The organism is Streptomyces sp. R-74717 (assembly GCF_047305335.1).
In the GTDB taxonomy this organism is placed as follows: Bacteria; Actinomycetota; Actinomycetes; order Streptomycetales; family Streptomycetaceae; genus Streptomyces; species Streptomyces atratus.
Map to the genome: position 1 here is coordinate 5,406,174 of NZ_CP102361.1, position 12,949 is coordinate 5,419,122.

The 12,949-nt window shown below is 69.9% G+C and carries 11 protein-coding genes and 1 tRNA gene; 6 read left to right on the forward strand and 6 right to left on the reverse strand.

The features are described from left to right. Window positions 1-39: 39 nt before the first annotated feature. Window positions 40-1,098, forward strand: a complete 1,059-nt coding sequence (locus NRF20_RS24745; RefSeq protein ID WP_413753288.1) for an NAD-dependent epimerase/dehydratase family protein — start codon at window positions 40-42, stop codon at window positions 1,096-1,098. Here NRF20_RS24745 and NRF20_RS24750 read toward each other — a convergent pair. Both NRF20_RS24750 and NRF20_RS24755 read right to left on the reverse strand, forming a co-directional pair. Next, window positions 1,073-2,185: a sensor histidine kinase gene (locus NRF20_RS24750; RefSeq protein WP_398628149.1), complete on the reverse strand. Its 1,113-nt coding sequence runs from the start codon at window positions 2,183-2,185 to the stop codon at window positions 1,073-1,075. The genes NRF20_RS24745 and NRF20_RS24750 overlap by 26 nt on opposite strands. A 2-nt stretch (window positions 2,186-2,187) precedes the next feature. After that, entirely contained in the window at window positions 2,188-2,886 is a 699-nt protein-coding gene (locus tag NRF20_RS24755) for a response regulator transcription factor (protein WP_398628148.1), read from the reverse strand. A 114-nt stretch (window positions 2,887-3,000) separates the two neighbouring features. Between NRF20_RS24755 and NRF20_RS24760 the strand changes: the two genes are divergently transcribed. The 3 genes from NRF20_RS24760 to NRF20_RS24770 all read left to right on the forward strand — a co-directional run bounded on the left by NRF20_RS24760 (window position 3,001) and on the right by NRF20_RS24770 (window position 5,041). Then, entirely contained in the window at window positions 3,001-3,708 is a 708-nt protein-coding gene (locus tag NRF20_RS24760; protein WP_398628147.1) for a glycosyltransferase family 2 protein, read from the forward strand. Further along, entirely contained in the window at window positions 3,705-4,328 is a 624-nt protein-coding gene (locus NRF20_RS24765) for a DUF2064 domain-containing protein (RefSeq protein ID WP_398628146.1), read from the forward strand. Before NRF20_RS24760 ends, NRF20_RS24765 begins: the two co-directional genes overlap by 4 nt. Before the next feature lie 68 nt (window positions 4,329-4,396). Beyond that, complete coding sequence (locus tag NRF20_RS24770) at window positions 4,397-5,041, forward strand: methyltransferase domain-containing protein (protein WP_398628592.1); 645 nt, start codon at window positions 4,397-4,399, stop codon at window positions 5,039-5,041. Window positions 5,042-5,384: 343 nt separating this feature from the next. Here the strand turns inward: NRF20_RS24770 and NRF20_RS24775 are convergent, their stop codons facing one another. The 3 genes from NRF20_RS24775 to NRF20_RS24785 all read right to left on the reverse strand — a co-directional run bounded on the left by NRF20_RS24775 (window position 5,385) and on the right by NRF20_RS24785 (window position 8,609). After that, window positions 5,385-7,001: an MFS transporter gene (locus tag NRF20_RS24775; RefSeq protein WP_398628145.1), complete on the reverse strand. Its 1,617-nt coding sequence runs from the start codon at window positions 6,999-7,001 to the stop codon at window positions 5,385-5,387. 495 nt (window positions 7,002-7,496) lie between these two features. Next, window positions 7,497-7,570, reverse strand: a tRNA-Pro gene (locus tag NRF20_RS24780). A gap of 100 nt (window positions 7,571-7,670) precedes the next feature. After that, window positions 7,671-8,609, reverse strand: coding sequence for a metallophosphoesterase (locus NRF20_RS24785; protein WP_398628144.1), 939 nt, complete (start codon window positions 8,607-8,609; stop codon window positions 7,671-7,673). 79 nt (window positions 8,610-8,688) lie between these two features. On the opposite strand from NRF20_RS24785, the gene NRF20_RS24790 reads away from it, so the two are divergent. After that, entirely contained in the window at window positions 8,689-9,153 is a 465-nt protein-coding gene (locus NRF20_RS24790) for a GatB/YqeY domain-containing protein (RefSeq protein WP_114245277.1), read from the forward strand. Window positions 9,154-9,250: 97 nt separating this feature from the next. On the opposite strand, the gene NRF20_RS24795 is transcribed toward NRF20_RS24790, so the two are convergent. Further along, window positions 9,251-11,494, reverse strand: coding sequence for a transglycosylase domain-containing protein (locus NRF20_RS24795; RefSeq protein WP_398628143.1), 2,244 nt, complete (start codon window positions 11,492-11,494; stop codon window positions 9,251-9,253). 306 nt (window positions 11,495-11,800) lie between these two features. Here NRF20_RS24795 and NRF20_RS24800 point away from each other — a divergent pair, with 306 nt between their 5' ends. Further along, window positions 11,801-12,895 (forward strand): PLP-dependent cysteine synthase family protein, encoded by a 1,095-nt coding sequence (locus tag NRF20_RS24800; protein ID WP_413753289.1) that lies wholly within the window; start codon window positions 11,801-11,803, stop codon window positions 12,893-12,895. Window positions 12,896-12,949: the final 54 nt, after the last annotated feature.

Genomic DNA, 12,949 nt, shown 5'->3' on the forward strand with positions numbered 1-12,949 from the left:
ACCCGGACGCGGCGCCGCCCGGTCCGTACGGTGGGGCACATGCGTGTACTTGTGACCGGCGGTGCGGGGTTCATCGGGTCCCACATCGTCGAGGCCCTGATCTCCCGCGGGCACGAACCGGTCGTGCTGGACAGCCTGCTCCCGACCGCGCACCGCAGCGTGACCGGGCCGCCGGAGCCGGGCGGTGCCGCGTGGGTGCGCGGGGACGTACGAGACGGGGACGTGGTGCGGCAGGCGCTGAGCGGGATGGACGCGGTGTGCCATCAGGCCGCGATGGTCGGTCTCGGAAAGGACTTCGCGGACGCGCCCGACTACGTGGGTTGCAACGATCTCGGGACTGCCGTGCTGCTCGCCGCGATGGCGGAGACCGGGGTGGAGCGGCTGGTGCTCGCCGGGTCGATGGTCGTGTACGGCGAGGGGCGCTACGAGTGCCCGAGCCACGGGTGGGTGCGGCCCGGTCCGCGCGCCGAGCAGGATCTGGTGTCGGGGCGGTTCGAGCCTCTGTGCCCACAGTGCGGTGCGGAGCTGTCGCCCGGGCTCGTGGGGGAGGACGCGCCGGTTGATCCGCGCAATGTCTACGCGACGACCAAACTGGCCCAGGAACACCTGGCGGCCGCATGGGCCCGTACCACCGGTGGTCGTGCGGTGTCCTTGCGCTACCACAACGTCTACGGCCCTCGGATGCCCCGTGACACCCCCTACGCCGGAGTGGCTTCCCTCTTCCGTTCGGCACTCGCGCGGGGGGAGGCGCCCAGGGTCTTCGAGGACGGCGGACAGCGCCGGGACTTCGTCCATGTCCGGGACGTGGCCGCAGCCAACGCGGTGGCGCTCGAAGCCATCGACGTCCGGGTGCCCGGAGCTCTGACCTCGTACAACACCGGCAGTGGCGAGCCGCACACGGTGGGAGAGATGGCGGCGGCCCTCGCGGCCGGGCACGGCGGGCCGTCCCCGGTGGTGACCGGGGAGTTCCGGCTCGGGGACGTACGGCACATCACGGCCGACTCCAGTCGTCTGAAGTCGGAACTGGGCTGGCGGCCCGAGGTCGGATTCGCCGCGGGCATGGCCGAGTTCGCTACGAGCCGGCTGCGGGGAGAGTGACCTCGAAGCGGCAGCCGCCCGTCACGTTTCGCACGTCGGCGCGGCCCGCGTGGGCCTCGACGATGCCCTTGACGATCGCGAGGCCGAGGCCTGCGCCGGCCGGCGGGGTGCGGGCCTCGGTGCCGCGCCAGCCGGTGTCGAAGACCCGGGGGAGGTCGTCGGCGGGGATGCCGCCGCAGCCGTCCGTGACGGCGAGGACGACGGAGCCGGCGCGGAGTCCGGCGTCGACCGCGACCGTGCCCTCGGCGGGAGTGTGGCGGATGGCGTTGACCAGCAGATTCGCCAGGACCCGGGTCATCTCCTTGCCGTCGACCTCTACGGGGACGGCCTCGACCCGGTCGCCGACCAGCCGGACGCCGTGCTCGCGGGCGAGCGGTCCCGCGCCGGCGAGAGCGTCGCCCACGAGGTCGTGGACACAGATGCGGGCAGGGGTCAGTGCGAGCGCTCCGGCGTGGATCCGGGAGAGTTCGAAGAGGTCGCCCACCATGCCGTTGAGCCGGTCGACCTCGGTACGGATCTGGCGGTGGTAGCGGGCCGGGTCGCTGACCACGCCGTCCTCCAGGGCCTCGGACATGGCGCGCAGACCGGCGAGCGGGGTGCGCAGATCGTGGGAGATCCAGGCGACGAGTTCGCGACGGGAGGCCTCCAGGGCGCGTTCGCGTTCCCGGGACTCGGCCAGGCGCAGGCTGGTCGCCGACAGCTCGCGGCTGAGCGCTGCCAGCTCGGCGGGAGCCGGGAGGCCAGGTGCGGTGAAGACGCCGCCGTCCCCGAATTCACGGGCGGCCAGGGCGAGTTCGCGGCAGCTGACGACGACGCGACGGCCCAGCAGCAGGGCGGTGACGAGCGAGACGACGGCCGCCATCGCGACGACCGTGGTGACGACGGACAGGTCGTGGGGTGACAGGAACATCGCCCACGCCACCGCGAGGGTTCCGGCGAGCATCGCGGTCACGGCGACGGCGGCGACGATCGCGAGGGACACCGCGACCGAGCGGAGCCGCAGCAGCCGCAGTACGGCCGCGCCCAGCAGGCCTGCCGCGGCCGCGCCGACGAAGGCGTACAGAGCGATGAGGAGTATGTCGCGCACGCTCACACCTCCGGCGGGGCGGGATCGAAGCGGTAGCCGGCGCCCCATACGGTCCGGATCAGCCGGGGCTGCGCCGCATCCTCCTCGATCTTGCCGCGCAGCCGTCGGACATGGACCGTGACGGTGGACAGATCGCCGAAGTCCCAGCCCCACACCTCCCGCATCAGCCGCTCGCGGTCGCACACCTGGCCGGGATGGAGAAGGAAGTAGTTCAGCAGGTCGAACTCGCGCAGGGTCAGTGCCAGCGACCGCCCGTCCTTGGTGGCACGGCGGGCCGCCGGGTCGAGCTCCAGCCCCGCCGCGCGCAGGCGGGGGCCCGGTCGCCGGCCGACGACATGGCGGCGCAGTACGGACGTGACGCGCAGCACCAGTTCGCGGGGGCTGAACGGTTTGGTGACGTAGTCGTCGGCGCCGATCTCCAGGCCGAGGATGCGGTCCTCCTCGTCGCTGCGGGCTGTCAGCATGATCACGGGTACCGGTCCGTGGCCGCGCAGCTCGCGGCAGACCTCCAGGCCGTCCGCGCCGGGCAGCATCAGATCGAGGACCACCAGGTCCGGCCACCGTGCGGCGGCCGCCGCCAGCGCAGCCGGGCCGTCGGCTGCCCGGTCCACGGTGAAGCCCGCGCGCTCCAGATAGCCGGTCACGACTTCGGCGACGGTCGGATCGTCGTCCACGACCAGGACGTGCTGCGCTGTGTGCATGGGGCCAGCCTCGCACCGGGCTTCGGCCGACGGGCGCCCCGAAGTGGCGCAGGGGAGCGATGTCCGCGTTTCGTAAGGACTTCGGAACCCTTGTGCCCGGTTCGGATTCGTACGGTGAAATCCGTGACCGACTCGAATTCCGCGGCCCCGTACGCGGTGAACGTTGTCCTGCCCTGTCTGGACGAGGCAGGGGCCCTGCCCTGGGTCCTGGAACGGATCCCGACCGGCTGGCGGCCGATCGTCGTCGACAACGGATCGACCGACGGATCTCCGGAGATCGCCCGTTCTCTCGGCGCCACCGTGGTGAGCGAGCCGCGGCGGGGCTTCGGCGCCGCCTGCCATGCGGGTCTGCTCGCTGCGGACGCGGACATCGTCTGCTTCTGTGACTGCGACGCCTCGCTCGACCCCGGCCTGCTCACCTCCTTCGCGGCCCAAGTGGCCTCAGGAGAAGCCGACCTGGTTCTGGGGCGGCGGCGTCCGCAGTCTCGCGGGGCCTGGCCTCCGCACGCCCGCGCGGGCAACCTCGCTCTCGCCCGGATGCTGCGCCGTCGTACCGGTCTGCGCCTGCACGACCTCGGCCCGATGCGGGCCGCGCGCCGCGAGGCGCTGCTTTCCCTCGGCCTCACCGACCGGCGCAGCGGCTACCCGCTCCAGATGGTGGTGCGCGCCGCCGACGCCGGCTGGCGGGTGCGGGAGAGGGACGTCCCGTATCTGCCCCGCACGGGGAAGTCGAAGGTCACCGGAACGTGGCGGGGCACCTGGCACGCAGTACGGGACATGCGGAAGGTGCTGGGCGAGGAGCCGCTGGAGGCGGCCCGGTGAGCACCGTGCTGGTCATCGCCAAGGAGCCGGTGCCGGGCCGGGTGAAGACCCGGCTCACTCCGCCCTTCAGCCCCTCGGAGGCGGCCCGGCTCGCCGAGGCCGCGCTCGCCGACACTCTGGAGACGGTGCTCGCCACGCCCGCCGACCGCCGAGTCCTGGTCCTGGCGGGGAATCCCGGCGCCTGGCTGCCCGTCGGCTTCGAAGTGGTGCCGCAGTCTCCGGGCGGGCTCGACGAACGGCTGGCCGCGGCCTTCGCCCGATGTGCCGGGCCGACACTGCTGATCGGCATGGACACCCCGCAGGTCACTCCGGCGCTCCTGGCCACCGGACTGGAATTCGGTCGTTGCGACGCCTGGTTCGGGCCGGCGGACGACGGCGGCTTCTGGGCCCTCGGGCTCGCCGCGCCGGACCCGGAACTGCTGCGCGGCGTACCCATGTCCGTACCGGAGACCGGGAGGGTGCAGCGCCGTCGGCTGACGGAGGCCGGTCTCACCGTCCGCGACCTGCCGGCGCTGCGGGACGTGGATACCGCCGCCGACGCCCTGGCGGTGGCCGGGAAGGTCCCGGGCAGCCGTTTCGCCGTGCTGCACGCGGCACTTACCGGGACAGGTGTCAGGTGAGCGCCCTGGAGTCGGCGCGGCCGGCGGAATCCGTCGAGCCCGTCGGGCCCCTGGCATCCGCGCGGTCCTTGGATTCGCTTCGGGCCTGGCGGGCCGACCCGTACACCGACGCCCTGCGTTCGGGGCGCGGCCCGCTCTTCCTGCGACGCGGTGACGGCTGGTTGCTGCCCCTGGAGATCGAGCGTTGGTGTGCGGCGGCGGACAGTGCCGACAGTACCGTGCTGGCCCGGTGCAGGGGCCCGGTGCTCGACATCGGGTGCGGGCCGGGGCGGCTGGTGACGGCTCTGGCCGCGCTCGGCCGTCCCGCGCTCGGCATCGATGTGAGTCAGGAGGCGGTCGACCGTACGGTCCGGGGTGGCGGGACGGCGCTGTGCCGCTCCGTCTTCGAGCCACTGCCCAGCGAGGGACGGTGGGGGACGGTGCTGCTCGTCGACGGGAACATCGGCATCGGTGGTGACCCCGCGGCTCTGCTCGCGCGAACGGCCGAGCTGGTGGGCCCCGACGGCGTGGCCATCGTGGAGGCCGCCGCCCTCGATGTGGACGAGCGGGTCGACGTACGGGTCGTCGACGGGCGGGGAGCGCGGGGAACCGCGTTTCCCTGGGCCCGCGTAGGGATACGGGCCCTGTCGGCGTACGCGGAGGCCGCGGGCTGGACGGCCGACGGCCCGTGGCAGGCCGAGGACCGCTGGTTCGTTCGGCTACGGCGTCGCTGAAGGAGCGTCCGTACGACGAGGAGCCCGGCCGTACCGACCGCCACGACCGCGAGCGCCCCGCCCGACGTACGGGCGGCGTGGAGCGTCGGTACCTGGTCCTGTCCGAGCCGCCCACGGAGGACTGGGCGCCCGACGTGGTACGGGAAGTCGGTGATTCAGGGAACCCGGCCATCGAATCCCTTGCCGGGAAGGCCCGCAGCACTCATGACCCGAACTCGGTGCTCTCTCCGTGTGAGGCCCCAACCCGCGCGTGTGTGTGAGGAAAACCCAAACGGCGTTCTCCAAGCGGTCGTTGCCGCCCGGCATCTACGGTTCTCGTGGCTCGTGAACGCGACGCCGGGATCTATGGCTCCGTCGACCGGGGCTGGGACGTCGGGATCCGGTGGGTGAAGAACATCGCGAGGAGAGCGGTGAGGGCGAGGATGGCGAGTGCGGCGCGCAGGCCGTCGAGTCTCGCTTCGGCGTTCGCGTCGAGCGTCGCCCGAGTCACCTCCGTACTTGTGCCGGCCTCTTCGAGGGCGGTCTTGAGCTGGGCGTCCGACAGGAAGGGTGCTCCGCTTCGGAGCTCGACGGTCGCCTTGCTCTTGACGTCGGCCGGGACCGCCGGATTCTGTTCGACGTTGGTCAGGAAAGAAGACGTGAGCGCGGCGATCATGATCGACCCGGCGAGTGCGGTTCCGATCGAGGCGCCGAGGTTGGTGACGGCGTTCTGGACGCCGCCGACTTCTGCGCTCTGTTGCTCCGGCACTGCGGACACGGTGACTGATCCGAGCTGGGACGCCAGCGATCCCATGCCGAGCCCGATCAACAGGAGCGGGATGGTGACGATTTCCGCACCGGCGTCTGCGTCGAGCGCGGCCATCAGGGCGACGGCGCCCGCGAGCAACGCGAGAACCCCGAGCCGCACCACGCGCCGCGGGGAGACGTCGGGGAAGAAGCGTGGGATCAGGACTGCGGCAGCCAGCAGCGTGATCGAGAGCGGCAGGAGGCGGGCACCGGTCGTGAGCGCGGACAGGCCCAGGGCAACCGACAGATAGAGCGGTACGACGAAGAACACGCCCATCTGCACGAGGTACTGGAAGAAGAACATCGTCAGCCCGCCGGTGAGCTGTTTGTTCTCCAGCATGGATGGGTGAATGAGCGGCTCCCTGCGCCGCTCCACGAGCCGGGCCTCCCAGCGGAGGAAGAGCCAGACCAGAAGCAGCCCTGCCAGCATCAACCACACGACCAGGGAAACCCCGAGCCACGAAGGCGCGGCGGGCTTCGGACTGAACCAGCCCCATTCGTCCGAGCGGAGCACCCCGTAGACGAAGATCCCGAGCCCGAGCGCGGAGAGCACGGCGCCGACGAGATCGATGCGTGGGCTTTCGTCGCTCACAGCGTCAGCGGTGCGACGGGCAAGCACCAGGATGCCGAGGACCACCAAGACCTCCCCGGCGAAGACCCACCGCCACGAGAAGTACGTCGTGGCGACACCCCCGATGAGCGGCCCGAGCGCGATCGCCACGGCCCCTGCTGCCGCGACGAGTCCGTAGGCCGCAGGACGACGATCCGTGGCGAAGTTGCCGGCCACGAGCGCCACGATCGCGGGGAGGATGAGCGCCGCTCCGACCCCCTCGAGGAACGACCAGCCGAGCAGCAACACAGGCAGGTTGGGCGCGAGCGCCGTGATGAGGGATCCGCAGCCGTAGATGCCGCAACCGATCACGAACGCGCGTTTGCGGCCGATCAGCGCCCCGACCTTACCCCCGGGGATCATGAACATTGCCATCACAAGGGTGTATGCCGTGATGGCCCCTTGGATACCCGTCACTGTCGTGCCCACGTCGTCGGCCACGGTCGCGATCGAGACGTTCATGACAGAGCTGTCGAGCGCCATCAGGAACTGACCGGCAGCGAGCGTCAACAGGACGAGTCGCGCCGTTGCCGAACTCGGAGCAGTGCCTGCCCTGGGTGCCATGGGCGAATCGTCCCAGCCGCCCCGGAGGGCGGATCCGCGACCCGCCATGGAGATCAACCGGTTGGCGGGCGGGAGGTCGGCGTAGCGGCGTTGGCCGGGAGCTGTCATGGGGTCTCGCTATTGAGTGGCGTCCGTACTGAGGAGGCGCGCCCTCTCACGTGGGATCACGTCTACCGGTCGACGCGGGACGGCATTCCGCCGCACGTCGCGGTGTGCGTTCCGTCCACAGGCACGGCGAGACCAAGACGCGGAAGAGTCGTCGGACCGTCGCGCTCTTGGTCGGCCACAGCAGCCGGGCGACGACCGAGGCTGTCTGTCGCAAGCAGCTCCGGCCCGTGATCGTTCAGGGCGCCGAGGCCACGGACGAGATCTTTGCCGGCGATCGCGAGGTAGACGCCGACGAGGCTTGATCAGTTTCGGGTGGCCCCCTGCTTGGCCCCCCTCGAGCACGAAAGAGGCCCATTCGCGATCAAGCGAATGGGCCTCTGACCTTTGTCGGGGTGGCGGGATTTGAACCCACGACTTCTTCGTCCCGAACGAAGCGCGCTACCAAGCTGCGCTACACCCCGATCGTCGCCGGTCTCCCGGCGACATCGATTACTTTAGCCCACCTGCGCCCTCAGGCGAAATCCGCTTTATGTGCTGCCGAGGGCGAGGGGGCGTGGGTGCTCAGTCCTGGGGCGTCAGGGTCAGCAGGGTCGCCTCGGGCGGGCAGGCGAAGCGGACCGGGGTGTAGCGGTTGGTGCCGCAGCCTGCGGAGACGTGGAGGTAGGCGCGGTGGTTCTCGACGGAGTGGGTGGAGAGGCCCTTGACCCGGTCCGTGTCCAGGTCGCAGTTGGTGACCAGGGCACCGTAGAAGGGGATGCAGAGCTGGCCGCCGTGGGTGTGACCGGCCAGGATCAGGGGGTAACCCTCCGCCGTGAAGGCGTCCAGGGAGCGCAGGTAGGGGGCGTGGACCACGCCGATGGAGAGGTCGGCGCCGGTTTCGGGGCCGCCCGCCACCTCCGCGTAGCGGTCGCGCTTGATGTGTGGGTCGTCCAGGCCGGTGAAGGCGATCTCCAGGCCGTCGACCTTGAGGCGGCCGCGGGTGTTGGACAGGCCCAGCCAGCCCGCCTCGTCGAAGGCGTCGCGCATCGGTTCCCACGGGTTGTGGACGACGCCGACCGCGGGGGCGTTCCCGTTGAGGCCGTGCTTGCCCCGGGCCTTCTCGAAGAGGTAACGGGCAGGGTTGCGGAGCTTGGGGCCGTAGTAGTCGTTGGAGCCGAAGACGTACACACCCGGGAACTGCATCAGCGGACCGAGCGCGTCGAGCAGCTCGGGTACGGCCTCGGGGTCCGAGAGGTTGTCGCCGGTGTTCACGACGAAGTCCGGGCGCAGGCCGGCCAGCGACTGCAGCCAGGCGCGCTTCTTGCGCTGGCCGCTCACCATGTGGATGTCGGAGACCTGGAGTACGCGCAACGGTCGGGCCCCGTACGGGAGTACGGGGATGGTGACCCGTCGCAGGCGGAACGAGCGGGCCTCGAATCCGGCGGCGTAGGCGAGGCCGGCAGCGCCGACCGCTGCGCCGACTGCCGTGACTTTCAGGGGTACTCCGTAGCGTGCGCGCATGCGTCCATCGTCGCAGACGCGGTGCGGCAGGAAGAAAACCGGCGGGCGGCGGGCGCCCCGTACCTGCCACAATCAGCACATGACCACGCTCAAGTCCAAGCTCAAGGAAGACCTCACCACGGCCATGAAGGCGCGTGACGAGCTGACCTCGTCCACGCTCCGGCTGACCCTCACCGCCATCACGAAGGAGGAGGTCAGCGGCAAGACGGCGCGCGAGCTCTCCGACGACGAGGTGCAGAAGGTGATCGCCAAGGAGGCGAAGAAGCGCCGCGAGGCGGCCGAGGCCTTCGCCCAGGGCGGCCGGACCGAGCAGGCCGAACGTGAGAAGGCGGAGGGCGAGCTGCTCGACGCATACCTGCCGAAGCAGCTGAGCGACGACGAGTTGGGTGCGATCGTGGCGTCCGCCGTCGAGGAGGCGAAGGCTGCCGGGGCCGAGGGGCCGCGGGCGATGGGCGCCGTCATGAAGATCGTGAACCCGAAGGTCGCGGGGCGCGCGGACGGCGGCCGGGTGGCCGCCGCGGTGAAGAAGCTCCTGGCGGGCTGAGGCCGCGCGACGTACGGGACAGGGATGTACGAAGTGGGGCGCCCCGGATCGGGATCGATCCGGGGCGCCCCACCTTCATGTGCGTGAACCGTAGGGGTCAGGGACCCTGCGTATCGCCGTTGGTCTGACCGCCGCGGCCGCCGGTGTTCCCGCCGATCAGGTCCGGCGGGATGCTCATGCCGGGGAAGGGATTCTTGTCGCCGGGCTTCTTGCCGGGCTTCTTGCCCCCGGGACCCGGCCTGCCATGGTCCTCGTCATCGCCGTGCTGCTCCGGCGGGTCCGGGATGTTGACGGTGTTGAAGGCGGGGGCGTCTACTCCATTGAGGGCGCCCGTCATCGCGTCACGCCAGATCGGTCCGGGGACCTGTCCGCCGTACACCTTGTCCTGGTACACGCCGCCGATGGTGATGCGCTCCATCTCGACGCTCTGGGACGGGCTGCCGACCCAGACCGCGCCGGACATGTTCGGCGTGTAGCCGACGAACCAGGCGTTCTTACGGGCGTCGGTCGTACCGGTCTTGCCCGCGTTGTCGCGGCTCTGGAGGCCGGCCTCCTGACCGGTACCGGAGTCGACCACGCCGCGCAGCAGGGTGTTGATGGTGTCCGCCGTCGTCTGCGACATCGCCTGTGAGCAGGTGGTCTTCGGTACGGGCAGCGAGGTGCCGTCCGCCGTTTTCACCGACTCGATGGCTATCGGTGTGCAGTACGTACCGCGGTTGGCGAAGGCGGCGTAGGCACTGGCCATCGTCAGCGGCGACAGGCCATTGGAACCGAGGGTCAGTGTGGACGGGTTCTGCGGCAGCTTGGTGCCGTCGCCCTGCACCACGCCCAGCTTGTCGGTCATCTTCGAGACCGGACACATGCCGATGTCCTGGAGCATCTGCACGAAGTAGGTGTTGACGGACTTCTCCATCGCGACCTTCAGCGGGTACGGCCCCCTCTCGGACTCGCTCTCGTTCTCCAGGTGATACTTCGGCACGCCGTCGTTGACCCACGGCTTCCCGCAGGACTGCACCGTGTCCGGGTAGTCCATCTCGTACGGGGAGGGGTAGGTCTGCGTGGCCGGTTTGCCGCCCTCTATGGCCGCGGCGGCAAGGAACGGCTTGAACGTCGAACCGGTCGGGAAGCCGTAGTTCGAGCCGCCCATGCTCTTGTTGACCGAGTAGTTGTACTGGGTCTCGTTGGTCCCGAAGCCGTACGGCTTGGACTGGCCCATTCCCATGATCTTGCCGGTGCCCGGCTGGACCAGCGTCACGGCGGTCGCGACCTTGTCCGACTTGTAGACGTGACTCTTGATCGAGCTCTGCACCGACTGCTGGGACTGCGGGTCGAGCGTCGTCCGGATCGTCAGACCGCCCCGGTTCCAGATCTTGGCCCGGTCCTCCTTGGTCTTGCCGAAGACCGGGTCGGAGAGGAAGACGTGACGGACGTAGTCACAGAAGAAACCGGCTCCGCTGACGGCCGTGATGCAGCCGTTCTGCGGCTTCTTGACCTTCAGCTTGATCGGGTTCGACTTCGCCTTGTCGGCCTCGGCCTGCGAGATGTCGCCGACGTCGGCCATGCGCTGGAGCACGGTGTTGCGGCGCTTGGTCGCCTCGGCGGTGTCGTTGACCGGGTCGTAGCGGCTCGGCGACTGCACGATGCCGGCCAGCAGCGCGGACTCCTCCAGCGTCAGGTCCTTCGCCGACTTGGAGAAGTAGCGCTGGGAGGCGGCCTCGACGCCGTACGCCTGCTGTCCGAAGAAGGTGATGTTCAGGTAGTTCGTCAGAATCCGCTTCTTGCCGAGTTTCTCCTCGACCTGGATCGCGTACTTCAGCTCCTGGATCTTGCGGCCCATGGTCTGCTGGGTGGCCTGCGCGACCTTGTCCGGGTCGTCGCCGGCCTCCTCGACGAAGACGTTCTTCACGTACTGCTGTGTGAGGGTCGATGCGCCCTGCGCGGTCCCGCCCTCCTGCACATTGCGGTTCAGCGCGCGCAGGATGCCCTTGAGGTCGATCGCCCCGTGCTCGTAGAAGCGGGCGTCCTCGATCGCCACGATCGCCTTCTGCATGTACGGCGAGATGTCCTTCAGCTCGACCACCGTGCGGTCGCGCGAATAGACGGTGGCGATCATTCCGCCCTTGTTGTCCAGGATTGTGGTGCGCTGGCTCAGCGGTGGAGTACGGAGATTGGCCGGGATCTCGTCGAATCCCTCGACCGTCCCCTTGGTGGCGAGACCCAGTGCTCCGGCGGCCGGCAGAGCGATGCCCGCGAGCACAACTCCGGCAAGTGCGGCGACACCGAGGAACTTGGCGGCCTGCTGGGTCGTCGTGAGACCCCCGCCCGAGCGCTTCTTTGGCATGGGGGCAGCCTAATCCGTAGTTATGAGCGTTCCGTAGGAGCAGGGGCTTCTCGGGGCGTTCGAGTACCAGACCGTGACATCCAGGCGTGGAAGCAGTGGCTGCGTGACCTGTCGCGTTGTCCCAGGATGGCGGACCTTGAGCCGACCGTTCTCACCGAAGCCAGTCGCCGTCTCATCCGATCCAGCCGCCCAAGCGATACGGCAGAGCCGAAGCGCGGTAGCTGGCACAGCGGCAGGTTCGTGTCGCCATGATGACCGCTGGGCATGGCGACCTGACTGGTGCCGAGCCTCCAGTAGGGTCCGGTCATGGCCATGGACCACCCCAACTCGTGGGCTGCCGACGCGATCCGACGGGTACAGTCCGACGGCCGGCGTCTGACACCGACGCCCCTGCGCCCGCTTCCGCTACCCGCAATCCGGGACGTCGAGATCTACGTCAAGGACGAGTCCGCGCATCCCACCGGCAGTATGAAGTATCGCCTGGTGCGGGCCATGTTCTGTGAGGCGATAGCTAGCGGCGCCATCAGGGCGGATACGCCGGTAATCGCGGCTACGAGCGGGGCAGTCGCCGTCGCCGGAGCCCACTTCGCGAGACTGCTGGGTCTGGTGTTCACCGCCGTCGTACCGGCGAAGACCTCTGTGGACGTCCTGGCCAGGATCGAGAGGGAGGGCGGCCGGTGGCAGGTGGGTGAGCAGCCGCCGGCTGCGGTGCAGGGGGAGGCGAGGGCGTTGGCCGAGCGGCTCGGTGGCCACTTCCTGGACCACTTCACTGACGCGGAGCGAGCGGTGGCCGGATGGGGTGAGCCGACGATCGCCGACGAGATCTTCGTTCAACTGAGCAGGGAGCCACACCCCATCCCGAAGTGGATCGTCACCGGTGCCGGAACGGGGGCGACCTCGGCCGCGGTCGGGCGCCACCTGCGGCGACACGGTCATCCGACTCGGCTGGCCGTGGTGGACCCGGAGAACTCCGCCTACTTCCCCGCCTGGGCGAGCGGCTGTGGCGACTACACCACGGGAATGCCCTCGCGGATACCTGGCATCGGTCGCCCACGCATCGAACCCGGCTTCCTGCCGGCGTTGATCGATCTGATGATCCCGGTACCGGACGCGGCGTCCATTGCAGCCCTGCGGTGGCTTCGCGCTACTGCCGGGATTGAAGCCGGACCGGCGACCGGCACCAACTTCTGGGGGACGTGCCACCTCGTGGCACGGATGCGCGAGGCGGGGACGCAGGGCAGCATCGTCACCATCATCGGCGACACCGCTGATCCGTACCGGAACACCCACCTCGACACGGCGTGGGTGCGTGCGCGAGGCCTCGACCCCACACCGTACGAGGCCGAGATCGAGCGGTTCGCCCGCACCGGGGAATGGCCGGCCGTACAGCGGCCCGCGTGACGGCCGGGCGCGGATGCCCCTCAGGCCTCTACCCCGACTGGATTGGATGAGACG

Bases quoted from the DNA above. Each gene is read 5' to 3' on its own strand.
- NRF20_RS24745 (WP_413753288.1), top strand. From the start codon at position 40: ATGCGTGTACTTGTGACCGGCGGTGCGGGGTTCATCGGGTCCCACATC.
- NRF20_RS24755 (WP_398628148.1), bottom strand. From the start codon at position 2,886: ATGCACACAGCGCAGCACGTCCTGGTCGTGGACGACGATCCGACCGTC.
- NRF20_RS24775 (WP_398628145.1), bottom strand. From the start codon at position 7,001: ATGGCACCCAGGGCAGGCACTGCTCCGAGTTCGGCAACGGCGCGACTC.
- NRF20_RS24785 (WP_398628144.1), bottom strand. From the start codon at position 8,609: ATGCGCGCACGCTACGGAGTACCCCTGAAAGTCACGGCAGTCGGCGCA.
- NRF20_RS24790 (WP_114245277.1), top strand. From the start codon at position 8,689: ATGACCACGCTCAAGTCCAAGCTCAAGGAAGACCTCACCACGGCCATG.
- NRF20_RS24795 (WP_398628143.1), bottom strand. From the start codon at position 11,494: ATGCCAAAGAAGCGCTCGGGCGGGGGTCTCACGACGACCCAGCAGGCC.
- NRF20_RS24800 (WP_413753289.1), top strand. From the start codon at position 11,801: ATGGCCATGGACCACCCCAACTCGTGGGCTGCCGACGCGATCCGACGG.